This window comes from Serratia sp. HNCC26DJ206, assembly GCF_057180605.1.
Genome location: NZ_JBXUGP010000018.1, coordinates 74,338 through 97,116, shown reverse-complemented (window position 1 = coordinate 97,116; position 22,779 = coordinate 74,338). Strand labels below are relative to the sequence as shown.

Sequence of the window (22,779 nt, the reverse complement as noted above, 5' to 3'; positions counted from 1 at the left end):
TGTGCGTCAGCCCGCCCCGTTACCTGTGGTATCGGTGGTGGTAATAATTGTGGTGTTCAGGCTGATGTTTCGCATTTAGTCTGTCTGTCTCATTAGAATCTTGTCCCCTATACTGGTTAAAGCAATCACTTTCCCAAGTCAAATTATTTCTTCATTTTGCTTGTTTAATGACCAGAACAAACTCTGCGCAATGAAACAGATTAAAAACCAAATAACAGAATAAAAAATCAATAAAAAGCTCAACTAACAGTGAATTAAACTGGATTACCGAAGAATAACATTAGCATTACTTTATCAATTTTTTTTCAATGTCATGCAGTAACGTATGCAACATCACGATGTCGCGCTGTTGTAATACACCAAGCCGCTGATGCAGCCAATCGCGTAATTTTTGGTCACCGCTGACCTCAAGGGTACTCAATAAACGATCGGCTCGCTGACGCAATGCCTTCAGTTGCCCGGTATTGGCAGAAGGTTCCTGCGGAGGGTTGACCTTCATCAGTTCCGCAAGCTGGTAGCAGTACACCATCACCGCTTGACCGAGATTAAGCGAAGGGTAATCGGCGATCATCGGTACACCGGTCAGCAAGTCTGCCAGTTCCAGCTCTTCATTGGTCAGGCCCGAATCTTCGCGGCCAAACACCAACGCAGCCTGCTGCACCCACTGCTGGCGCTCTATCAATTGCCCGGTCAGTTGCTGCGGCGTGCAATAGTAATGAAAGCGAGCGCGGCTGCGGGCGGTGGTGGCGACGGTAAAATCCACGTCGGCCAGCGCCTGCTGCAAAGTAGGGAACGTCTGTACGGCATCCAGGATATCACCCGCCCCGTGCGCCACCCAGCGCGCTGCCGGCTGCAAATGAGCATCGCTATCGACAATGCGCAATGAGTTAAACCCCATCGTTTTCATCGCCCGCGCCGCTGCGCCCACATTTTCCGGCCGTGCCGGAGCCACTAACACGATATGAAGCTGCATCATTACTCCAGCAAAAAAGTAGAAATAGTTCTTTGACTGTTGAGGGTAGGCTGATTATATTTACAAATGATTAACATAATTTATCACCCCCAATAATATGAACAAATAGAGCATTGGAAACATAACCAAGACGAAAGCCTTATATCCACAAGAAATCTATTAATTTTTTTATTAATCAGATAATTGAAAATTCCCAATTATCAGTTAACCAACGATTGTAGCGCATTGGCTATTACAATGCTGAATCGTTCACAGAATTTGTTGATCTGTGTCTTAAGCTTGCATTTCTGTAAGTGTTTTTCACAAATCTGTTAACGTGCTAGAATTGAATTTGATATATGTCAACAAAGCGTAGTTTTGTTGGGTGATGAATTCGGCACGCACTGTTATATTGCTGTTAATAGGGTTAGGATATGCGCCGTTTTGGCATCATTTGGGGATGCTGGCAATAGTGTCTCCTCCAAGCTAGCGATCTTGTTGACATTGATGGAAAGTGCATCAAGAACGAGTTTACGTACTTTAGTCGTTTGGTCATGAGGGAACGTGAGCGGTATCTCTGCCCTCCACGAAGAACACAAAGACTTCTGTACTTCCTATTTTCTATTTTGTTGGCAATTTTAGGTAGCAAATATGCAGACCCCGCACATTCTGATTGTCGAAGACGAGTTAGTCACTCGTAACACCCTGAAGAGCATTTTCGAGGCGGAAGGCTACATTGTTCATGAAGCCAATGACGGTGCAGAAATGCACAACATTCTGTCTGAAAATGATATCAACCTGGTTATCATGGATATCAACCTGCCGGGCAAAAACGGTTTACTGCTGGCGCGCGAACTGCGTGAGCAAGCCAGCGTAGCGTTGATGTTCCTGACTGGCCGCGATAACGAAGTGGATAAAATCCTTGGCCTGGAAATTGGTGCCGATGATTACATCACAAAACCGTTCAACCCACGCGAACTGACTATCCGTGCGCGCAACTTGCTGTCACGTACCATGAATCTGGGTAGCGTCGGCGAAGAACGCAAACTGGTTGAAAGCTACAAATTCAATGGTTGGGAACTGGACATCAACAGCCGTTCACTGATCGACCCGGCAGGCGAGCAATACAAGCTGCCGCGCAGCGAATTCCGCGCCATGCTGCACTTCTGCGAAAATCCGGGCAAGATCCAATCCCGTGGTGAGTTGCTGAAGAAGATGACCGGCCGCGAATTGAAACCGCACGATCGTACCGTCGACGTGACTATCCGCCGTATTCGTAAGCACTTCGAATCCACGCCGGATACACCGGAAATCATTGCCACCATTCATGGTGAAGGTTACCGCTTCTGCGGCGATCTGGAAGAATAACTTCCACAACGGTTTACCCTGGGGTTCAGCATGCTGAACCCCTTTTGTTTTATTTGGCTTCACCCCAAGGGATGATAGGCACCGCGCTCAAGGCATTCTTCGGTGAACCGTCGATCACTTTGTCCGAGTAGGTCAAATAAACCAGCGCGTTGCGTTTGGCATCATAAAAACGTACCACCTGCAGCTTTTTAAACACCAGCGAAGTCCGTTTCTGGAACACCACGGTGCCTTCTGATTTGCCATTTTTAATCTTGTCATTCAACACGATCGGCCCAACCTGCTGGCAGGAAATCGCGGCATCCGAGGTATCTTCCGCCAGCCCGAGCCCACCTTTTAACCCACCGGTTTTTGCCCGGCTGATATAACAGGTTACATTTTTAACATCCGGATCATCGAACGCTTCAACCACAATTTTATGGTCTGGACCAAACAGTTTAAATACCGTATCGACTGAGCCCACCTGTTCCGCCTGCGCACCGCTAATGGTTGCGCAAACCAGACCAAACAAAAATATCCATCCTTTTTTCATTCACTTAACTCCAAGAGAACAGCCTAAGGGAAAACGGGGCGCTAATTAAGAACGCTTATGTTTTAAGTCACAGAAGAGGGATTTTCTCGGCCCGAACTGCCATTTTTAGCACAGTGCGGAGAAAAAATCTTTGGGAGTCGCGGAGTAAAAAAGTTGCTATTATGCGGCATCGTCGTTTCTTTATGCCTGTTAATGTATCCCTCCCCAGTAGTCGCCCGGCGCATTGAGAGGTGCAATGCAACTGATTGATGGATAAGTCAGTTAGCATCAGGTACCAGCATGATAAATTAAATCGTTCGGGTTCCGACCCTACAGCTCTACGAGGAAGATCTATGGATCAAGCCGGTATCATTCGTGATCTGCTTAGCTGGCTGGAAAGCCATTTGGACCAACCTTTGTCACTGGACAACGTGGCAGCAAAAGCGGGCTACTCTAAATGGCATCTGCAACGGATGTTCAAAGATATCACCGGTAACGCCATCGGCGCTTACATCCGCGCCAGGAGATTATCCAAAGCCGCAGTCGCATTACGCTTAACCAGCCGACCCATTCTGGACATTGCCTTACAATATCGCTTTGACTCGCAGCAGACGTTTACCCGCGCGTTCAAGAAGCAGTTTGCGCAAACACCGGCCTTGTATCGCCGCGCTGAAGACTGGAGCGCCTTTGGTATTTGCCCACCGATACGTCTGGGGGCCTTTACCTTACCGCAGCCAGAGTTTATCACTCTGCCAGAACAGCACCTGATTGGCCTGACGCAGAGTTACTCCTGCACCCTGGAACAAATCTCCAACTTCCGTAACGAACTGCGCGCGCAGTTCTGGCGTCAGTATCTGGGTGAGGCAGAAACCTTGCCACCGGTGCTATACGGCCTACACCATTCACGGCCAAGCCAGGAAAGGGACGACGAGCAAGAGGTGCTGTACACCACCGCACTGGAACCGCATCACGTCCCGGCCAACGTTCAGGAAGGCCAGCCAATGGTATTGCAGGGCGGCGAATATGCCATGTTCAACTATCAGGGGCCAAGTTCAGGCCTGCAGGACTTTATCCTGATGCTGTATGGCACCTGCCTGCCAGCGCTCGAACTGACGCGCCGCAAAGGGCATGATATTGAGCGCTTTTATCCGCAAGGTGACCGTAGGCCACCTCAGGCACCGACCGAGATCAAGTGCGATTACCTGATCCCAATCCGCCGTTAACGCTGTAGTTCGTCCAACGCAGGCATGTCCAGGTGCGAGACATCGCCTGCGGTTTCTACGATCCAGCCGGAAGCCAGCCACGGGCTTTGCTGATAGTCAACGCGTGACAGCGAACAGTTGCGCAAACGCAGGCGACGTTCGGCATAGGCTGGCAACCCCAGCACCGTACTAATCAGGCAACCCAGCGCGATACCGTGGCTGACAATCAGCGGCTTGCTGCCTTGCGGCAACTTCAGGCAGCTTTCCAGCGCGGCACGTACTCGCGCGCCTAACTCCACCATGGATTCACCTTGAGGGATACGGGCATCGGCAGTACCATCGACCATCTGTTTACGCCACTGCTCTTCCTGTGGTGTCAGGCTGTCGATCAGGCGCTCTTCCAGAACGCCCATATGCAGTTCACGCAATCGAACGTCGTTAATCACGTCACAACCACACGCCTCTGCGATAATTTGTGCGGTGCGACGGGTACGGCCCAGATCGCTGGTAATCACGTGCGTAATGCCTTCAAGGCGCACGCGCTTGGCAACCTGTTGTGCCTGGTATTCACCCTTGGCGGTCAACGGGCTGTCGGACTGGCCTTGAATACGACGGGCCGCGTTCCATTCCGTTTCGCCATGGCGAACAAGGTATACCTGTAACATGTTTGTTTTCCGTTATACTGCGTGAAACTTGAGTTTATCTGCGCCCGGTGGCCACTGATACCAACGCCTGGCATATTGTGACAGAAGGATATTAGACCCGTTATGTACCATGTTATCGCTGCAACTACCAACCCGGCAAAGATCAAGGCTATTCAACTGGCCTTTGAAGATACCTTTGGTGCAGGCCAGTGCCGTATTGAATCTGTGGACGTCGCCAGCGGTGTCTCACTGCAACCGATAGGCAATGTCGAAACCCGTACCGGCGCACGGCAGCGGGTGATGGAAGCTCGGCAGGTGCGGCCAGAAGCCGACTTTTGGGTTGGCGTAGAAGCCGGGATCGAAGAGAACATGACCTTCGCCTGGATGACCATAGAAAACCCGCAAACCCGTGGTGAATCACGCTCGGCCAGCCTGATGCTGCCAGAAGCTATTTTACAGGGAATTCGCGCTGGCCGCGAACTGGGCAGTGAAATGACGGAGTTGACCGGCAATACCGAGATTAAACGTCAAGGGGGGGCGATCGGCATTTTCACCGATGGCAGGCTGAGCCGCACCAGCGTTTACCATCAGGCATTGCTGTTAGCCCTGGTGCCGTTCCACAACCCGATTTATCGCAACTACGCTAGCAATACACCGCATCAATAATCTGCTGGGTGGTGCTACTGTGCATCACCCAGCAACTGCTGCTCCAGCCACAGTTTTAACGCCGGAGATGCCGCTTTAAGGCTGTTCGAACCGCGGGTAATGGTGGCAATCCCTGCTCCCAGCTCATTCTTCAGCTCACGCTGGCTCATTTCGCCGCGCATCAATTCCTGAATGATCCGCACGCGCGTCCCGAGTGCGGTCCGTTCGTCCGGCGTTAAGAGCAGTTGCATCAGTTGTTGGTGTAGGTCTTGGGTGAACGAACTCTGCAACAGCGCCACAAAGCGCAGCCAATCGTCATTACCTTGTTCTGCAAGAGCGGGGTCGTTAAGTGAAAATTGCGTCATGGCAGCCACCATACTATTTAACTAGTACAGCAGCATACCATATCCCCACTGGCCGGCAAAATTCAGGCCAGCAGGGCCATCTTCTTCAACATCAATAGCGTCGTTGCCACTCGGCATCGGTCAACACTTTTGCCGGGCGATGCATAAAGTGGCGGTAAAACGCATCGTAAGCCAAAACGTTCTTCACGTAAGAGCGGGTTTCCGAGAACGGAATACTTTCCACAAACGCCACCGCGTCAACGCGGCCATCGGTGTTGCCCAACCAGGTATTCACCCGCGATGGGCCAGCATTATAAGCAGCCGAAGACAGAATACGGTTGCGGCCAAATTGCTGGTAAACCGATTCGAGATAGCTGGTGCCAATGTTGATGTTGGTTTGAGGGTCAAACAGTTGGCTCGGGCTGGAATAGCCCGGAATGCTGTACATCTCCACCGTATGCTGAGCGGTACGCGGCATCACCTGCATCAATCCTGTCGCGCCGACCGGCGACTGGGCTTTCGGGTTCCAGGCGCTTTCCTGACGAGCAATCGCCATGGCATAGCTTGGCGTAATGCCTTTATCCTCGGTAGCGCGATGGAACTCCTGTGACCAGGCCATCGGGAAGCGCTCCTCCAGATGATCCCACAGCTTGGCAACGATGGTGGCCTGCACGCTCAGATCGGCCCATTTCTGCTCAAAAGCATAACGCGCCAAAGCTTCCTGCTCCGGCTGGCTGCGGCTGACCACAAACGAACTCCATTCATTGCGCGCCAGATTATCCATATTCCAATACATCAGCTCACGTACGCGGGCAATTTCCGGGCCATTCACCAACGCAGCGCTGGGCTTGGTGGCAGCGAGCACCTTTATCGGGTAGGGCATATTCAGCTTTTGTGCCGCCACCATCGGGTAAAAACCGCGCTCATTCATCAGGCTGCGCAGTATCTGCTCCCCTTCACTGCGTTTACCTTCATCAATCAATTCACTAGCACGCCAGTAACGCCATTCGTCCTTATTGCGGGACTCTTCCGGTAAACGTGCCAACCAGGTTTTCAACCCCGCACGATCGCCATCGCCCAGCGCCATACGCACCCGGCGTTCCAGCAACGCAGGAGACTGGCTGCGCAGGATCACCCGATCGCGCCACTGAGTCTGCTCAAAAGTGGCATCGCTGCCCATCAAACGCCAGGCCACCGCCTCTTCCAGTTCCAGCTTCTCGCTGTCACTCATTTTCTGCAGGCGAGCCAGGGTCGGGATCATCGCCCGGGCATTTTCCGCATCTTGGCGGGCGAGGCGGGCAAAAACGATGCTGGTGGCCGAACGGGTAAAATCGGTTGGGCCAACGCTGCGAGCAAAAGATTCCACCGTGGCCGGATCGTTTTGCAAGCGCACCAAAGCATCGCCCATGGTCTGCTCACTGGCAGGCAACTGGCGATACAGATAGTTGACCAGGCTGCTGTTGCCCTCGGCCAACGCCAGTTTCATACGTGCCAGCGTGTTCAGCGGCGTTTGCTTACCGGCTGCCTGCCAGACACCGAACAGCTTGTCACAGGAACCCGGCAAAGTTTTACCGCTCAGCCAAATCTCATCTGCACCGCTCCAGGCAGCCTGCTGATCGCCGGTCACCCATTTGGCGTAATAGTAATTACAACGTGCTGCCACCGGTTTTGGTGCCTGCGGGCTGAACGTCAGCAGCGTGCGCCAGTCCTCACGGCTTGCCAGTTCATTAACAAAGCGGGCAGACAGTGATTGGGCTGGCGGCAACGTTGGGTTCTTCTGCAAGAATTGGCTCACCTGCGCAACGCTGGCAGTAGCAAGTTCCTGCGTTAGCTGACGGTACTCCAGATACGGATATAGCGGATAATCCTGCAACGTCGGCATCAGCTGCTGCACCACATCCTGCTGATTACTGTCCCAAGCCTGCTTGATTTGCAGGTAACGCTGACGCTGGGCATCCAAAGAATCTGCCAATGCTGCACCAGAAAATGCTGTGAAGCACAGGCCTAATGCCAAAAGCCGCCATTTGTCCATACTTACGTTTTCCTCACTGGGTTGTCTTGCCAAGAAACTCTGCACCACGTTGAGCGGCACTTGATACTTATCATAGACAGCAGAAACCTATATCCATTCATTAGATTATAAGAAGTTTACTGCCACAGCGTATTTCGCCCTGTTTCGCATTGAGATCTTGATAACTCCGGTGATTATCTCAACTTTTTTCATCACACAGTAGGCTTGGTGTTCTATAGTTTTCTTTAGATAGCACCTTGGTTTGCTATACATAAAGTGAAGTAAAAACAGAAACATTCACACAATAAATGAAACATTGATTATTAATTTATTTTTATTATCCCAGATCAAAAACCTAAATTCTCGATTACTTACTATCATGCGGCCAATGACTTACCCACAGGGTTATTGAAAATTATCAACATTGACACCTGCATAACAGCAAAAAAATGGATATCAATCCCGGCAAAAGGGCTGCCGACGCAAGTGGGAATACAGATTTAATTTACTTTTAGGAGAGGCTTAAATGCCAACACATACCCCCCATGAGCACCATGCTCCCATTACGCCCGAGAAAGCATGGTATCAGTATGATATCGAAGAAACTCTTCAGCATTTAAACAGCCGCCCCGAAGGCCTGAGTGAACAGGAAGCTGCCGCGCGTCTGGTAAAATTCGGCCCGAATGCGCTGCCTGAAAAGGCGGGGAAAAGCGCCTTTATGCGCTTTATCGCTCATTTCAAAGACGTGCTGATTTATATCCTGCTGGCCGCCGCCTTTCTTAAAGCCGTAATGGGCCACTGGATCGATACCGTGGTGATTCTTGGCGTTGCCGTTATTAACGCCCTGATCGGCTTCGTACAGGAAAACAGCGCGGAGAAATCGCTGAAAGGCATTCGGAATATGCTTTCCAGCCAAGCGATTGTAGTGCGTGACGGGATTAATCATACGGTGAATGCCGAAGATCTGGTACCCGGCGATATGGTGCTGCTGCGCCCTGGTGATAAAATCCCGGCCGACCTGCGGCTGCTGGAATCGCACAACCTACAGGTGGAAGAAGCGATCCTGACCGGTGAATCGACCGTCGTCTCCAAGCAAACCGATGCCATCAATGAAGAAGTGATGATTGGCGATCGCACCAACCTGCTGTTCTCCGGCACCACCATCAGCGCCGGGAATGCCAAAGGCGTGGTGATCGCCACCGGCGGCCACACCGAGCTCGGCCACATCAGCGAGATGATTTCCACCGTTGAAACCCAGCGCACGCCGCTGCTGCAACAGATGGATCGTCTGGGTAAAGGGATCTTTATTCTGATCCTGGTGATGATGGTGCTGCTGGGTCTGTTTGCCTTAACGCTGCGCGATATGCCGATCGGTGAATTGCTGCTGGCCTTGATTAGCCTGGCGGTGGCCTCGGTGCCTGAAGGCCTGCCCGCCATCATCTCGATCATTCTGTCGCTGGGCGTGCAGGCGATGGCGCGCAACCGTGCCATTATCCGCAAATTGCCGACGGTAGAAACCCTGGGTTCGATGACGGTGATCTGCTCGGACAAAACCGGCACCCTGACCATGAACGAAATGACGGCGAAAAACGTCATCATGGCCGACCATGCCTTCCGCGTAGAAGGCGAAAGCTACCAGCCCACCGGCGGCATTTTCTTCGCCGACAGCGACAAACAGGCGCGAGTGCAGGATATTCCCACGCTGGCACAGTTCATTACCGCCATCACCCTGTGTAACGACAGCCAGGTGAAGCAGGATGACAGCGGCCGCTGGATCATCACCGGCAGCCCGACCGAAGGTGCACTGAAAGTGTTGGCGATGAAAGCCGAACTGGCGATTGGTGAAACCCGTCAACTGGCGAAAATCCCGTTCGACTCCAGCTACAAATACATGGCGGTGCGCAGCCAGGTGGCTGGCAAAAATCAGGTGTTCCTCACCGGTGCCCCTGATGTGCTGTTCTCGCTGTGCGAGTTGGAGCTCACCGAATCCGGCATCAAACCGTTCCGCCGCGATTACTGGGAAAAAGAGATGTCGCGCTTTGCTGAGCAGGGCTTGCGCATGGTAGCTGCCGCCAGCAAAACCACGCCAGATGAAGAGGTGGAACTGGATCATGACGATATCCGCCAGCAGATGGTGTTTATCGGCATCGCTGGGGTAATGGATCCGCCTCGCCCTGAAGCGATTGCGGCGATCGCCGAATGCCAGCAGGCCGGTATCCGCGTGAAAATGATCACCGGCGACCACCAGACAACCGCCATGGCTATCGGTGCCATGCTCGGTATCGGTAATAGCCAGGACTCCATCACCGGCAACCAGTTGGAACATATGGATGACAAGGCGCTGGCAGAAGCCGCGCTGCATTACGATATCTTTGCCCGCACCAGCCCGGAACACAAACTGCGCCTGGTGAAAGCCTTGCAGAACAAGGGTGAAGTGGTCGGCATGACCGGCGATGGCGTCAACGACGCGCCAGCGCTGAAACAGGCCGATGTCGGTATCGCCATGGGGATCAAAGGCACCGAGGTCACCAAAGAAGCCGCAGACATGGTATTGACCGACGATAACTTCGCCACCATTGCCAGCGCGGTGAAAGAAGGCCGCCGCGTCTATGACAACCTGAAGAAAACCATCCTGTTCGTGCTCCCCACCAACCTGGCACAGGGTCTGTTGATCATCATCGCCATTCTGGCGGGGGCGATACTGCCATTAACCCCGATCCAGATCCTGTGGATGAACATGGCCACCTCCACCACCCTGTCGTTCGGCCTGGCATATGAACCGGCGGAAAAAGGGCTGATGCACCGCAAACCGCGCGTACCGGGTAGCCACGTACTGGATCTGCATGCCATCTGGCGTATTGCCTTTGTCGGTATTCTGATCGCCATCAGCGCCTTCATACTGGAAGCCTGGATGGCACCACGCGGCTACAGCAGCGAGTTCATTCGTACCGTGCTGCTGCAAACCCTGGTGACCGCGCAGTGGGTTTATATGTTCAACTGCCGCACCACCGATCGCTTCCCGCTGAACCGTCAGGTGTTTATGAACAAAGGCCTGTGGCTGGTGAGCGGCGTACTGCTGCTGTTGCAGATGGCCATCATCTACCTGCCATTTATGAACTCGCTGTTCGGCACCGCGCCACTGCCACTGTTCTACTGGGGCATCACGCTGCTGATTGCCATTGCCCTGTTCCTGATTGTGGAAGTTGAGAAGTGGGTTATCGTCCGCATCAGGGCGAACCGCAAAAAAGCGGTCTAATCCCTGCGTAAATGGGTACCCAACGCCCGGCAAACCTGCCGGGCGTTTTTCTTTATCAGCGGCAAATTCCCCTGCTGACGCACATTAACGGGTATACTTAGCGATCGTCGTGGGAGGTCTGGGATCCGTGGTTGAAACGGGCTACACTCGTGCCGCCAGACATCCTATAAAAACTGATAGAGAGGCTCGCAGCAACGTGGCTCAATACGTCTATACTATGCATCGCGTCGGCAAAGTGGTTCCGCCGAAGCGTCACATTCTGAAAAACATCTCCCTGAGTTTCTTCCCTGGGGCCAAAATTGGCGTACTGGGCCTGAACGGCTCCGGTAAATCCACCCTGCTGCGCATTATGGCCGGCATCGATACCGATATCGAAGGGGAAGCGCGCCCGCAACCGGGTATCAAGATTGGCTATCTGCCACAGGAACCGCAGCTCAACCTGGAACATACCGTTCGCGAGTCGGTAGAAGAAGCGTTGGCCGAAGTGGTGGGGGCACTGAAACGCCTTGATGAAGTGTACGCACTGTACGCTGAAGAGGGTGCCGATTTCGACAAACTGGCTGCCGAACAGGGCCGCCTGGAAGAGATCATTCAGGCTCACGATGGTCATAACCTCAACACCCAGCTTGAGCGCGCCGCCGATGCGCTGCGCCTGCCGGAGTGGGACGCCAAAATCGCCAACCTTTCCGGTGGTGAGCGCCGCCGCGTTGCGCTGTGCCGTCTGCTGCTGGAAAAACCGGACATGCTGTTGCTGGACGAACCCACCAACCACCTGGATGCAGAATCCGTGGCCTGGCTGGAGCGCTTCCTGCACGACTTCGAAGGCACCGTGGTGGCGATCACCCACGACCGTTACTTCCTGGATAACGTAGCAGGTTGGATCCTTGAGCTGGACCGTGGCGAAGGCATTCCGTGGGAAGGCAACTACTCTTCCTGGCTGGAGCAGAAAGACGCTCGCTTAGCGCAGGAAGCGTCTTCCGAAGCCGCACGCCGCAAGTCGATCGAGAAAGAGCTGGAGTGGGTGCGTCAAGGTGCCAAAGGCCGTCAGTCCAAGGGTAAAGCCCGCCTGGCACGCTTTGAAGAGCTGAACAGCACCGAATACCAGAAACGTAACGAAACCAACGAACTGTTTATCCCACCTGGCGCACGCCTGGGCGATAAAGTGGTGGAAGTCAGCAACCTGCGCAAATCCTACGGCGACCGTTTGCTGATCGACGATCTCTCCTTCTCGGTACCGAAGGGCGCGATTGTCGGCATTATCGGCCCGAACGGTGCCGGTAAATCCACGCTGTTCCGTATGATGTCCAATCAGGAACAGCCTGATTCCGGCAGCATTGTGCTTGGTGATACCGTCAAACTGGCCTCGGTCGATCAGTTCCGCGACAGCATGGATAACTCCAAAACCGTGTGGGAAGAAGTCTCAGGCGGCCAGGACATCATGCGCGTCGGCAACACCGAAATGCCAAGCCGTGCTTACGTCGGCCGCTTTAACTTCAAGGGCGTCGATCAGGGCAAACGCGTGGGTGAACTGTCCGGCGGTGAACGCGGCCGTCTGCACTTGGCCAAGCTGCTACAGGTTGGCGGCAACGTGCTGCTGCTCGATGAACCGACCAACGACCTGGATATCGAAACCCTGCGCGCGCTGGAAAACGCCCTGCTGGAATTCCCGGGCTGCGCCATGGTGATCTCGCACGACCGTTGGTTCCTTGACCGTATTGCCACCCACATTCTGGATTATCAGGATGAAGGCAAAATTGAATTCTTCGAAGGTAACTTTACCGAATACGAAGAGTACAAGAAGCGCACTCTGGGTGCCGAAGCGCTGGAACCCCGCCGCATCAAGTACAAAAGAGTCACCAAGTAATCCGATTCAGCCCGCATTCTGCGGGCTTTTTCTTATCCCTTAGAGTAAATACCTATACCCAAAATAATTCGAGTTGCAGGAAGGCGGCGACGCAGTGAATCCCCAGGAGCTTACTCAAGTAAGTGACTGGGGTGAGCGAGGAAAGCCAACGCACATGCAACTTGAAGTATGAAGGGTATATTCAAAGGAGCAGCGCCATGTCAATCAAAGCAATTGCCGTCGATCCGCAAAACCCTACCCGCTTTATCGAGATCGCCCCAGAGCAACCCACGCCGGGCCAGTACGATCTGCTGGTGGAAGTGAAAGCCGTTTCCGTCAATCCGGTGGATACCAAGGTCCATGCTGGCCTACAGAAGAACGGCTTGCAGCAGCCACGCATTCTCGGCTGGGATGCCAGCGGCGTAGTGCTGGCAGTCGGCAGCAACGTGGTAGGTTTCAAGCCGGGTGATGAAGTGTGGTACGCCGGGGATATCACCCGCCCAGGCAGCAACAGCACTCAGCAACTGATCGACTCACGCATCACCGCGCACAAGCCGCGCACGCTGAACTGGGCCGAGGCCGCCGCCATGCCGCTGACCGCCCTCACCGCCTGGGAGGCACTGTTTGAACATCTGAAAGTGCAGGATGCCGCCGCAGGTAAAACCCTGCTGATCATCGGTGGGGCCGGTGGCGTGGGTTCATTGGCAATCCCGCTGGCCGCACAGCGCAGCAAAGTGAAAGTGATTGCCACCGCTTCACGCCCAGAATCTGCCGCCTGGTGCCGCGAGCGCGGTGCCGAACTGGTGGTGGATTACCGCGATCTGAAGGCCAATCTGGCCAAAGAAGGCATTAAGCACGTCGATTATATCCTGTGCCTGAACGATACCGACGGCCACTGGCCCGCCATCAGCGATGTGATTGCCCCGCTTGGCCATATCTGCACCATCGTAGAGAACAGCCAGCCGCTGGATCAGAACGCGCTTAAGCTGAAAAGCGCCGCGCTGCATTGGGAATTCATGTTTACCCGCAGCATGTACACCACGCCGGATATCGCCCAGCAGGGGGAAATCCTCAAGCAAATGGCGCAACTGCTGGATGCTGGGAAATTGAAGAGCACGCTGAGCGAAACGCTGCATGGCCTGACGGTGGAAACGCTGGCCGCCGCACACGCCAAGCTGCTGGAAGGCCATATGCAGGGTAAGCTGGTGATTAGCTACTAAAGTTTCCGGGCGCAGCAGGCTGCGCCCCTCTTTCAGCGCGACAGAGGGGAAAACCCTACCAACCGGCTGGCATCCGCCGCCAGCAACTGCTTGACCAGCTTAACGCAGTGCAGGAAACGCTCTTCATAATCGCTGGATTCTACGTGCACATATTCGATGTTGTTGGCATGCAGCATCTCTTCCAGCAAGTGCTGAAACGCTTTGCGATCGACCGGATTGCCCAGGCTACGCAAACCATCGGCCACCCACGGCGTGTTGTTCTCCAGCAGGATCACCAGATCGAAACGGTACTCGTCGATCAGCGCCTGCACAAACGGGTGCTCACGCCCTTCGTATTTCTTGCAGAACGCCTGAGTGGTAACAAAATCGGTATCGATAAACGCCACTTTATTGGCGTATTTCACCGCAAAATCCACGTACTGCGCCTGCCCGAGCGCAATCTTGTCGTAGTCGGAATACTGTAGCGCCATCTCGTCGCCACCCAAGTGGGAGAACACGTAATCACGGCCATATTCCCAGGCGCTGGTGGTGTTGAAGATATTCGCCAGCTTGTTCACCAGCGTTGATTTGCCGCTGGACTCACCGCCCAAAATCGCCACGGTACGCACGAAGAATGGCTTCACCTCGGTCGGGATATAGTCCCAGTAGCGGAATGGATCCTGGCGGATCTGGCGGCCACTGATGTTCATAAAGGAGCGTTCCGGATCCACCAGAATAGTTTCGATATCCAGATGTTCGCGGTAGCGTGGCGCATCCTGCTCTTCGCTGGAATAGATAAAGCTCGGCACGATGCCCTTCTGCTCCATGAAGTTCTTCATACCGTTGCTCCAGACCCCCCAACCGTGCGGGTAAGGTTCAATGCCCTTTTCGTCGAAGGAGTGGATATGGATGTTTTTCTGGTATTTGAAGGTTTGCAGCAGCCAACGCAAGCGATCGCTGACCGTCGGTTGCTGTGACATCGAGCTGTTCTCGAACAGTTCACGATCGCGCGGTTCGTCATGGCACAGAATGACATGCAACTCGTCCACCTGGCTGCAGGCGCGCTGGATCAGATAGATATGCCCGGTGTGCAACGGGTAAAATTTACCAAACACCACGCCGACTTTTTTCTCGCGGCGCGGGAACTCCAATCCGAGAAAACGGTGTACGGCTTCCAGCTTCTGCGCACTGGGGCTTTTGATTTTATCGTTCAACAGTTGGCTGAGATAGCCCTTGGTCATGCTGCTGGCATCGGCCACCTGTTGTAAGGTACAACCTTTTTGCTTAATCGCCGCTTTCAGGTAATCGAACTGCCGCATAATCCCTCCAAGTTTATATACCTTTCATCTTTCAAGCCTTTGCTGCCTAGCTGCAACATGAAAGCTATTGGGTATAATATACTAAACAAGGCAATATTACGGCTCACTTAAAGCTCATCCAGAATGGTCAAGGCATCCGCCAACTTCTTCACGCCAAACACCTGCATATTGGCTGGTGGCTTTTTCGGCACGTTGGCATGCGGCACGATAGCGCGCTTGAAGCCATGTTTCGCTGCTTCGGAGATACGCTCCTGGCCACTTGGCACCGGGCGGATTTCCCCCGCCAGCCCGACTTCGCCAAATACCACCAGATCGTCAGGCAGTGGACGATCGCGGAAGCTAGACACCAGCGCCAGCAACAACGCCAAATCGGCGCTGGTTTCGCTGACCTTCACCCCACCCACCACGTTGACGAATACGTCTTGATCCGACATCTGCAAACCGCCGTGGCGGTGCAGCACCGCCAGCAGGATCGCCAAACGGTTCTGCTCCAACCCCACTGCTACGCGGCGCGGGTTGGCCATCATTGAGTGATCCACCAGCGCCTGAATCTCAACCAGCAGCGGGCGCGTGCCTTCCCACACCACCATCACCGAACTGCCGGAGGTAACTTCATCACCACGGCTGAGGAAGATGGCAGAAGGGTTGCTGACTTCACGCAGGCCCTGTTCGGTCATGGCAAATACGCCCAGCTCATTCACCGCGCCGAAGCGGTTTTTATGGCTGCGCAAAGTGCGGAAGCGGGAATCGGCATCGCCGTCGAGCAGCACGGAACAGTCGATACAGTGTTCCAGCACTTTCGGCCCGGCCAGAGAACCGTCTTTAGTCACGTGGCCGACCATCACGATCGCCACGCCGCGCGTTTTGGCAAAGCGCGTCAGGTAAGCGGCGGTTTCACGCACCTGCGCCACGCTGCCCGGCGAAGACTGGATATCCGCCATATGCATCACCTGGATCGAGTCGATCACCATCAGCCTTGGCTGTTCCTGCTCGGCGATCAGGCAAATTTGTTCGATACTGGTTTCCGACAGCATATTCAGGCCGCCGGTCGGCAAGCCCAAACGGTGAGCGCGCATCGCCACCTGTTGCAGCGACTCTTCGCCGGTGACGTACAGGGTTTTCATCTGTTCAGAAAGCTTGCACAGCACTTGCAGCAGCAACGTACTTTTCCCCGCGCCGGGGTTGCCGCCGATCAGAATGGCACTGCCAGGCACCACGCCGCCGCCCAGCACGCGGTCAAACTCGAGGAAACCGGTAGAGAAACGCGGCAACTCCTCCAGGCTGATGTCCGACAGCTTCTGCACCCGGCTGACACCCGCATCGCCCGCATAACCGCTGAAGCGCTCGGTACGGGCAGAAGATGAAGACACCGCAGCCAGGCGCACTTCCGTAATGGTGTTCCAGGCATTGCAAGCGCTGCACTGCCCCTGCCAGCGCGGATAATCAGCACCGCATTCATTACAGACAAACGCCCGTTTTGCTGCTTTAGCCACGGTTACCTCACCTCATGCTTCAAGCTGCCGGTGAGCACACAGAGTACCCCCAGCAGATCGGCATGGCGAATCGACACCTGTGCCTTTTCATACACTTTAGGCTTGGCGTGATAGGCAATGCCCAACCCTGCCACCTGCATCATTTTCAGATCGTTGGCACCGTCGCCGATCGCCACGGTTTGCTGCGGCGGAATGCCCAGCTTTTCCGCTAGCTTCACCAGCACATCGGCTTTGTATTGTGCGTCCACCACCGGCCCTAGCACTTCGCCAGTCAATTTGCCGTCGCGGATTTCCAGTTCGTTGGCCGCGACCGCCACCAGTTTCAGCTTGTCGCGCAGGTATTCGGCGTAATAGGTAAAACCGCCGGAGGCGATAGCCACATGCCAGTCCAGCGCCTGCAATTTGCACACTAAGCTGGTCAGCCCCGGCATCAGCGGCAGTTCATCACGCACCTGTTTCAGGATATTGGCATCGGCCCCTTTCAGCGTACCCACGCGCTGCCGCAGGCTGGCGGTGAAATCAAGCTCACCGCGCATCGCGCGCTCGGTGACTTCGGCCACCTGCTCGCCCACTCCGGCCAGCTTGGCGATTTCGTCAATGCATTCAATCTGGATCGCCGTGGAATCCATATCCATCACCAGCAGGCCCGGCGTACGCAAATGTGGGATCTTGCCGAGCGGTGCTACATCCAGCCCGTTCTCGGCGGCCAGCAGCTTGGCGCGCGCAGACAGCGTTCCCGCCAGGCGCACCACCTGATAATCCTCGACATTCCAGGCGGTGACGATCACCATCGCCGCACCGAGCTTGCGCTGGAACTGGGTAATGCGCTCTTTATCCAGTTTTCTGCCATATAATAGCCAACCGGTATGGCCCGCTCGATAATCCAGCGGCATGACTTCGTCACCGCTCAGCGAAAGGGGAAGACCCGGCCATTGAGAGATCTCGGCAGGGAGATCGCAATAGGTCAGACTATTCGACATCATTGACTCCTGAAAAACTGCAGCTTGAAAGACGACGGGTAAAGCTATCCTATCGCCCTTGCTTCTGGCAACATAAAGCGTCCAAAAGACCAAGGAAGCCGCATGGCTAAAGCTAAACTGAAATTCCGCCTGCACCGCACCGCTATTATCCTGATTTGCCTGACTTTGCTCGTAATGTTGATGCAAGGTGCCTCCTATTTTAGCCTGAGCCACCAAATGGCGCGATCGGAACAGGTGGAACAACTGGCACAAACGTTGACCAAACAGGTGGCTTTTAGCCTGGCTCCGCTACTGGATGATGACGGTGATATCGACAACCAGCGCATTGACAGCATTCTGCAACAGCTCACCGACCACAGCCGGATCCTCGACGCCAGCGTCTATCAGTTGGACGGCACGCTGGTGGCCCATTCCGGTGAGCAGATCAGCGTGCGCGATCGCCTATCGCTCGACGGCAAGCGCGCGGGCAGCTATTTCAACCATCAGCTTGTCGAGTTGATTCAGGGCAAAGATGGCCCCATCGGTTTTATCCGCGTCACGCTCGATACCCACGTTCTGGGCACCGAATCCAAACAGGTGGATAACACCACCAACTTGCTGCGCCTGATGATCCTGCTGGCATTGGCCATCGGCATTATTTTAGCCCGTACGTTACTGCAAGGCCGCCGCAGCCGCTGGCAGCAGTCGCCGTACCTGTTGACGGCTAATACACCGCTGGCAGAAAGCGACGATGACAAAGCAGAAGAATCAGAAGAAGCAAAAAAGGACTGAGCTAAGGGCCTATCTGTATACCTGGTATAGAAACCGCTCGACCTGCAATCAACAGCGGTTTTCAACCCACATTATTTGAAAATAAGTAGAGAAACGTCCAATTATCGCGGCGGTTTAATTTTTCGATATATAGAAATATAAACAGGTTCCTGAATGTCTCAAAAAAATAGATAAAAAAACGTCCAACAAATCCTCGTTTGTTGGACGCTATTCAAAAGGCACTCATCAGAAAGCGGTGGGGAATTATTCGATACCGTATTTTTTATCGGTCACGAATTTTGGTTCTTTCCAGTTCGAGCCTTTTTTATAGCCACCTTTCCCATTAGATGATATATCCCCTTTTTCTCGCATACTTTTCACTAATGCAATCAGTTCGATGTTTGATATGCGTTTATTACCATGCATAGTGCAATATCCATCTAACTGAGGATGAGATATACCGTTTTCTTTTCGTCCCGACAAAAATAAAACCACATCCCGGATTTGTTCATTTTCAAACATAGCTTTAAAATCAATCATATATCACCTCTAAATTTATTCCTCACCAGCTTTTAATGCTTCTGGCGTATATAGCAGAGAGCGATCGCTACTTAATTTGTAGTCCTCCAACGTCGCTGTATGAGTGTTATTCCACGTAGCACCATCGTCATCAGGTGATACACCATCAGGAACACCCACTGTCCTATAACGCTCCAGTTCCCTCATTTCATGAGTATAAAAACGCTTGTCGGTATCGGTTGCCAGCAGTTCACCTTTCAGGATTTTTTCCAGACGTTCGATCATCACCTTGTTTTCGGGTGATTCACCAAACCGCCCAGCATGCAATTTAACCTTATCCACACCCGCACGGTCAATCTTAGCGCCTTTCCAGTCCAGATTCTGGATCGGACCACCTGCTTTGTCCGTATTGTAGTCACGCCCGCTATATTCCCCCTTGGCGTTGGTTTCCCCATAAATATCACTCAGCAACACATAAATTGGCTCGACACCACTTCCCGTGGCGTCTGGCTGCCAATAGATGAAATCCCGAATTTCTTTGAGATCATCAACCGGGACAGGTGTGGTGACGATACTGTCCACCTGCCTTATCGTTGTACCGGTATGTACGGGCATGACAGGTACCGGTGAACTGTTGCCGGTATGAGGTGGCGCTGCTGGCCCAACCGGAACCGGGTTAATCAGGATGGTAGTTATCGGCTCCCCTGCCAATGTCGGCAAGGTGATTTTATCCAGCCCGGTTTTCACATCACGTACCGCCCTCAACACCGGCACGTTCGCAGAGACACCGTTTACGCCCGTTTTAACCAGGCTGACGTACTGCCGGCCATTCTCCACCGTGATAAAACCACGGACGGGTAGATTGACCGAGGTCATTTCAGGCTGAATACTGACTTTACCGGCGGCCATAAGGCTGGCATGTACGCCAAACATCGTAGCCCTATCCCTGCCGAGCGTTTTATCAATGGACTTGTCAGGCCAAAATCCTACTACCAGAGCCCCGACGCTGCTGACCGTTGCCATATCAGCCAGTGCTACGGCTCCCCTCGACACGGCACCCGCTATGGAGCCCGACAGTTCACTACCTGCCGTCAGTACGCCTTCAGCGAAAGTTGATAACTGTAGCATCCCCGGAGCGCGATTCAGTACCAGCGCCCCTGGAGCAGTCAGGGAAGCCTGAGCTAACTTAACCATTTCAGGCGTATAGGCCGGCGTAGGATTCACACCTGCCCTGGCCATCAACGCCATCAGTGCCGCCAGTTTCGCTCGAGCTTCTTCTTCCGCTTTTGCCTTGGCTTCAATCTTTTGCGCCAATGTTGCCGTTACATTGGTGTGTTGCACATTCAGCGCACCGATTTCTCGCCACAGTCCGTCAATCTGTACACGTCCCTCAGAGACCTGCTTCTCAAAAGCAACGGCGCGAGCTGTGGCATCCGAGCGCTCACGCTTTTGCCAACTCTGCATAAGGCCCGCGAATGCCCGTGCAGAACGAGCCTGTGCGTCCAGACGCACAACCCTGGCATGCATGGCAGCTATTTGTTGCAGTTTCTCGGCAATGCGGGCTTCTACGGTCACCTTGCTTTGTTCATAGAAGGTGATTTCGTCCACTCCCGCCACAGCCATCCTGTTGAGGGTTTGTTCGGCCTGTTCCCTGACAACCTGGCGTTGCTGAAGTACTGCCTGAGCCTGGCTCTCTTCCCGCTGACGCAGTTCTACTTCGCTCAGAAGACGTGTCACCGCAATGTAAACCGGCTCCATGCCCAAGTTTTTGGGGAAGGTGACAATCGCATCATGAGTATTGCCTCCCAGCATCCCGTCGTAGAGTGATTTGGCAGATTGGTCGGCAACTTTTTCAAACGTCTTGCTGTCTGGCTCTGCATTGGGTTTAGGCTGGGCAGCGGAAGGTGAGATAACATCCAGCCGCAACGGTGCACTCAGCCCTGGCACAGAGACATCAAACTGTTGAGGTTGACCCGTTGGCTTAGCTTCCACCACCGGTGTCTTAGCCTGGATACCCTTATCACTCACAACTGCCAGCACCTGTCTACCACTATCAATCACATCGCTCACACGCGCCTTGACCGGCGCTTCACGTAGAGAAGACAAAGTATTTATATCGACGTTGACGATTTCTTTGGCTGGCATCACCTGAGTGGCATGCAGTTGCGGCATCTGGGTGACACTCATATCGTCAGGCGCAATGGGTGTGGGAAAGATCGCAGCAAGTGGACCGTATGCCCTGAGGAATTTGGTACCAATCATCATAGCCAAAGGTGATGAGGCCAGCTTACTCAGATTCGCTAAACCAATCTCAAATGAGAAAAAACCACCTCTGAGTAAAAGGGCAGCAGGGATCCCACTGGAGACTACCGTCGGAGCGGCCGAGCCAGAGTCATTACCTTGATTGTCACCTGCATTACCCTCCATTCCACCGCCTGGTGTTGGGCCATCGCCTCTTTCGGAACTCCAATTAGTACCGTCACCGTATCCACCGTAATCGAATCCACCCATAATTATCTCCTTGCTTTTCTGTTAGTTGGGCAGTGAAAATACTGGTTCATTACAAGAAACCCTCTGAATTATCAGCCCTGGTTGCTGATGATTAATTCTTCCAGCGTTGCCAATCGAGACTCCAATTGACGTCTCGCTTCGCCTTCTTCTTTTAACGCTTCAATCAGAAGAGCGACAACGCCATTGATATTGATCCCCCGGGCGTCTGTCAGCATGCTGCCGTCATTCAGTTTCAGTTCCGTTGTGGTCACGGACTGAGGCAATACGTTTTCTATTTCCTGAGCGATAACACCAGCTTCTGGTACCCCCTGCTTCAGGTAGGTATACCCGTTGATTTTTGCCAGTTTTTCTAGCGCACCATCGATCTTCACGATTTCCGTCTTCATACGGGCATCGGAACTGCTGTGCCAGCCCCCGTTAGCGTAAGCCTGCCCGTCATTGCGAAACTCATACCAACCAAGAGCACCGTTACCGCCGCTGACTTCCATGCCCAACAAATGCGTTTTCCCGATCTGTTCAACGTGGAAAAGGTAAGCAGAGCGCCCCTCCATACCCTGGATCTTCATCCCACAGGTATTGCGCTGAGTGCTGTTGGCGTTGTAGGTGCCCTGAGCGATAAACCATCCATCGGGATTACGTTTGACGTAGTGGCCCGCGTCCAGTCCAGCGCCCTTCCTCACCTTTATTTCATTCCAGTTTCCCTGCCAGTCGTGGTAGGCAAGCAACCCATAATCATCCTGTCCAGCAATAACCCGTGATCCCATCACCATCTGCGTGGTGATGTTGCCACAGTTGAAATCCGTGTGAATTGAGGGGCCGCCGTATGTCTGACCACTGATAAGAGCAGCAGGGCCGGTGGTTACCGCGTAAATACCATCGTTATGCGACACCAACGCACCACCTGAAATCTCAACGCCATTGCGCAGAGATACCCTGCCGTTAGAAAGGTTAAAGGAGAAAGGGCGCAGGGTGTTCCACTGCCCGTCCTGTGCCTGGCCGCTCGGGGTAGTCAGGGCATAAAAGGCTTGTCCATCATTACGCAGGATCACGCCGGTATTGCCGTTCGCCAGACGAAAGCCGTTTGGTGATTTAGACACAACTTCACCGTCACTGATGACGCGCTTACGCAGCGTGGACAACGATTTCAGCTCCGTAATATCGTCATTCATACCGTTCAGCACCTGAGCATTTTTCTTTTCTTCAGCCATGATTATTTTCCTTTTTTTACAGCCTAT

At 53.7% G+C, this 22,779-nt stretch carries 20 protein-coding genes and 1 other annotated feature (1 of these 21 only partly in view); of the genes, 7 read left to right on the top strand and 13 right to left on the bottom strand.

What is annotated here, in order from left to right; translation table 11 throughout:
• Positions 1-68: a sequence feature (Thr leader region), on the bottom strand (it extends 51 nt beyond the left edge of the window).
• The 3 genes from thrL to yjjY form a co-directional block, all read right to left on the bottom strand.
• Complete coding sequence (gene thrL / locus AC2A1E_RS13745; protein WP_071998276.1) at positions 7-75, bottom strand: thr operon leader peptide; 69 nt, start codon at positions 73-75, stop codon at positions 7-9. It overlaps the preceding feature by 62 nt.
• Before the next feature lie 211 nt (positions 76-286).
• Positions 287-973, bottom strand: coding sequence for a tRNA/rRNA methyltransferase (locus tag AC2A1E_RS13740; RefSeq protein ID WP_484384243.1), 687 nt, complete (start codon positions 971-973; stop codon positions 287-289).
• A gap of 386 nt (positions 974-1,359) precedes the next feature.
• Positions 1,360-1,527, bottom strand: coding sequence for a YjjY family protein (gene yjjY / locus AC2A1E_RS13735; RefSeq protein WP_459402714.1), 168 nt, complete (start codon positions 1,525-1,527; stop codon positions 1,360-1,362).
• A 76-nt stretch (positions 1,528-1,603) separates the two neighbouring features.
• On the opposite strand from yjjY, the gene arcA reads away from it, so the two are divergent.
• Complete coding sequence (gene arcA / locus AC2A1E_RS13730; protein ID WP_459401222.1) at positions 1,604-2,320, top strand: two-component system response regulator ArcA; 717 nt, start codon at positions 1,604-1,606, stop codon at positions 2,318-2,320.
• A gap of 49 nt (positions 2,321-2,369) precedes the next feature.
• Here arcA and creA read toward each other — a convergent pair whose 3' ends face one another.
• A complete protein-coding gene (creA, locus tag AC2A1E_RS13725; RefSeq protein WP_484384220.1) occupies positions 2,370-2,849 on the bottom strand; it encodes a protein CreA in 480 nt (159 codons plus the stop codon).
• Between the two features lie 332 nt (positions 2,850-3,181).
• Here creA and robA point away from each other — a divergent pair, with 332 nt between their 5' ends.
• Positions 3,182-4,051: an MDR efflux pump AcrAB transcriptional activator RobA gene (gene robA / locus AC2A1E_RS13720; protein WP_484384219.1), complete on the top strand. Its 870-nt coding sequence runs from the start codon at positions 3,182-3,184 to the stop codon at positions 4,049-4,051.
• Here robA and gpmB read toward each other — a convergent pair.
• Positions 4,048-4,695, bottom strand: a complete 648-nt coding sequence (gene gpmB, locus AC2A1E_RS13715; RefSeq protein ID WP_484384218.1) for a 2,3-diphosphoglycerate-dependent phosphoglycerate mutase GpmB — start codon at positions 4,693-4,695, stop codon at positions 4,048-4,050. The genes robA and gpmB overlap by 4 nt on opposite strands.
• 102 nt (positions 4,696-4,797) lie before the next feature.
• Between gpmB and yjjX the strand changes: the two genes are divergently transcribed.
• Positions 4,798-5,340, top strand: coding sequence for an inosine/xanthosine triphosphatase (yjjX, locus tag AC2A1E_RS13710; RefSeq protein ID WP_484384217.1), 543 nt, complete (start codon positions 4,798-4,800; stop codon positions 5,338-5,340).
• A 14-nt stretch (positions 5,341-5,354) separates the two neighbouring features.
• On the opposite strand, the gene trpR is transcribed toward yjjX, so the two are convergent.
• A complete protein-coding gene (trpR, locus tag AC2A1E_RS13705) occupies positions 5,355-5,684 on the bottom strand; it encodes a trp operon repressor (RefSeq protein WP_484384216.1) in 330 nt (109 codons plus the stop codon).
• Positions 5,685-5,775: 91 nt separating this feature from the next.
• Positions 5,776-7,695: a murein transglycosylase gene (gene sltY, locus AC2A1E_RS13700; RefSeq protein WP_484384215.1), complete on the bottom strand. Its 1,920-nt coding sequence runs from the start codon at positions 7,693-7,695 to the stop codon at positions 5,776-5,778.
• Between the two features lie 505 nt (positions 7,696-8,200).
• On the opposite strand from sltY, the gene AC2A1E_RS13695 reads away from it, so the two are divergent.
• From AC2A1E_RS13695 to AC2A1E_RS13685, 3 genes are all read left to right on the top strand, one after another.
• Entirely contained in the window at positions 8,201-10,930 is a 2,730-nt protein-coding gene (locus AC2A1E_RS13695) for a cation-transporting P-type ATPase (protein WP_484384214.1), read from the top strand.
• A 196-nt stretch (positions 10,931-11,126) separates the two neighbouring features.
• Positions 11,127-12,794: an energy-dependent translational throttle protein EttA gene (gene ettA, locus AC2A1E_RS13690; protein ID WP_459401214.1), complete on the top strand. Its 1,668-nt coding sequence runs from the start codon at positions 11,127-11,129 to the stop codon at positions 12,792-12,794.
• A 197-nt stretch (positions 12,795-12,991) separates the two neighbouring features.
• The gene (locus tag AC2A1E_RS13685) at positions 12,992-13,993 is read left to right on the top strand and encodes a zinc-binding alcohol dehydrogenase family protein (RefSeq protein ID WP_484384213.1); all 1,002 of its coding nucleotides are present in this window, start codon (positions 12,992-12,994) and stop codon (positions 13,991-13,993) included.
• 32 nt (positions 13,994-14,025) lie between these two features.
• Here the strand turns inward: AC2A1E_RS13685 and nadR are convergent, their stop codons facing one another.
• The 3 genes from nadR to serB form a co-directional block, all read right to left on the bottom strand.
• Positions 14,026-15,291 (bottom strand): multifunctional transcriptional regulator/nicotinamide-nucleotide adenylyltransferase/ribosylnicotinamide kinase NadR, encoded by a 1,266-nt coding sequence (gene nadR / locus AC2A1E_RS13680; RefSeq protein ID WP_484384212.1) that lies wholly within the window; start codon positions 15,289-15,291, stop codon positions 14,026-14,028.
• A 107-nt stretch (positions 15,292-15,398) separates the two neighbouring features.
• A complete protein-coding gene (gene radA, locus AC2A1E_RS13675; protein WP_473188673.1) occupies positions 15,399-16,784 on the bottom strand; it encodes a DNA repair protein RadA in 1,386 nt (461 codons plus the stop codon).
• A 2-nt stretch (positions 16,785-16,786) separates the two neighbouring features.
• Positions 16,787-17,764 (bottom strand): phosphoserine phosphatase, encoded by a 978-nt coding sequence (serB, locus tag AC2A1E_RS13670; RefSeq protein ID WP_459402713.1) that lies wholly within the window; start codon positions 17,762-17,764, stop codon positions 16,787-16,789.
• A 102-nt stretch (positions 17,765-17,866) separates the two neighbouring features.
• On the opposite strand from serB, the gene AC2A1E_RS13665 reads away from it, so the two are divergent.
• Positions 17,867-18,535, top strand: coding sequence for a YtjB family periplasmic protein (locus AC2A1E_RS13665; protein WP_484384211.1), 669 nt, complete (start codon positions 17,867-17,869; stop codon positions 18,533-18,535).
• Between the two features lie 243 nt (positions 18,536-18,778).
• On the opposite strand, the gene AC2A1E_RS13660 is transcribed toward AC2A1E_RS13665, so the two are convergent.
• The 3 genes from AC2A1E_RS13660 to AC2A1E_RS13650 all read right to left on the bottom strand — a co-directional run bounded on the left by AC2A1E_RS13660 (position 18,779) and on the right by AC2A1E_RS13650 (position 22,752).
• Positions 18,779-19,054, bottom strand: coding sequence for a hypothetical protein (locus AC2A1E_RS13660; protein WP_484384210.1), 276 nt, complete (start codon positions 19,052-19,054; stop codon positions 18,779-18,781).
• A gap of 15 nt (positions 19,055-19,069) precedes the next feature.
• Positions 19,070-21,544, bottom strand: a complete 2,475-nt coding sequence (locus tag AC2A1E_RS13655) for an S-type pyocin domain-containing protein (protein ID WP_484384209.1) — start codon at positions 21,542-21,544, stop codon at positions 19,070-19,072.
• A 71-nt stretch (positions 21,545-21,615) separates the two neighbouring features.
• The gene (locus tag AC2A1E_RS13650; RefSeq protein WP_484384208.1) at positions 21,616-22,752 is read right to left on the bottom strand and encodes a tail fiber domain-containing protein; all 1,137 of its coding nucleotides are present in this window, start codon (positions 22,750-22,752) and stop codon (positions 21,616-21,618) included.
• Positions 22,753-22,779 lie beyond the last annotated feature (27 nt).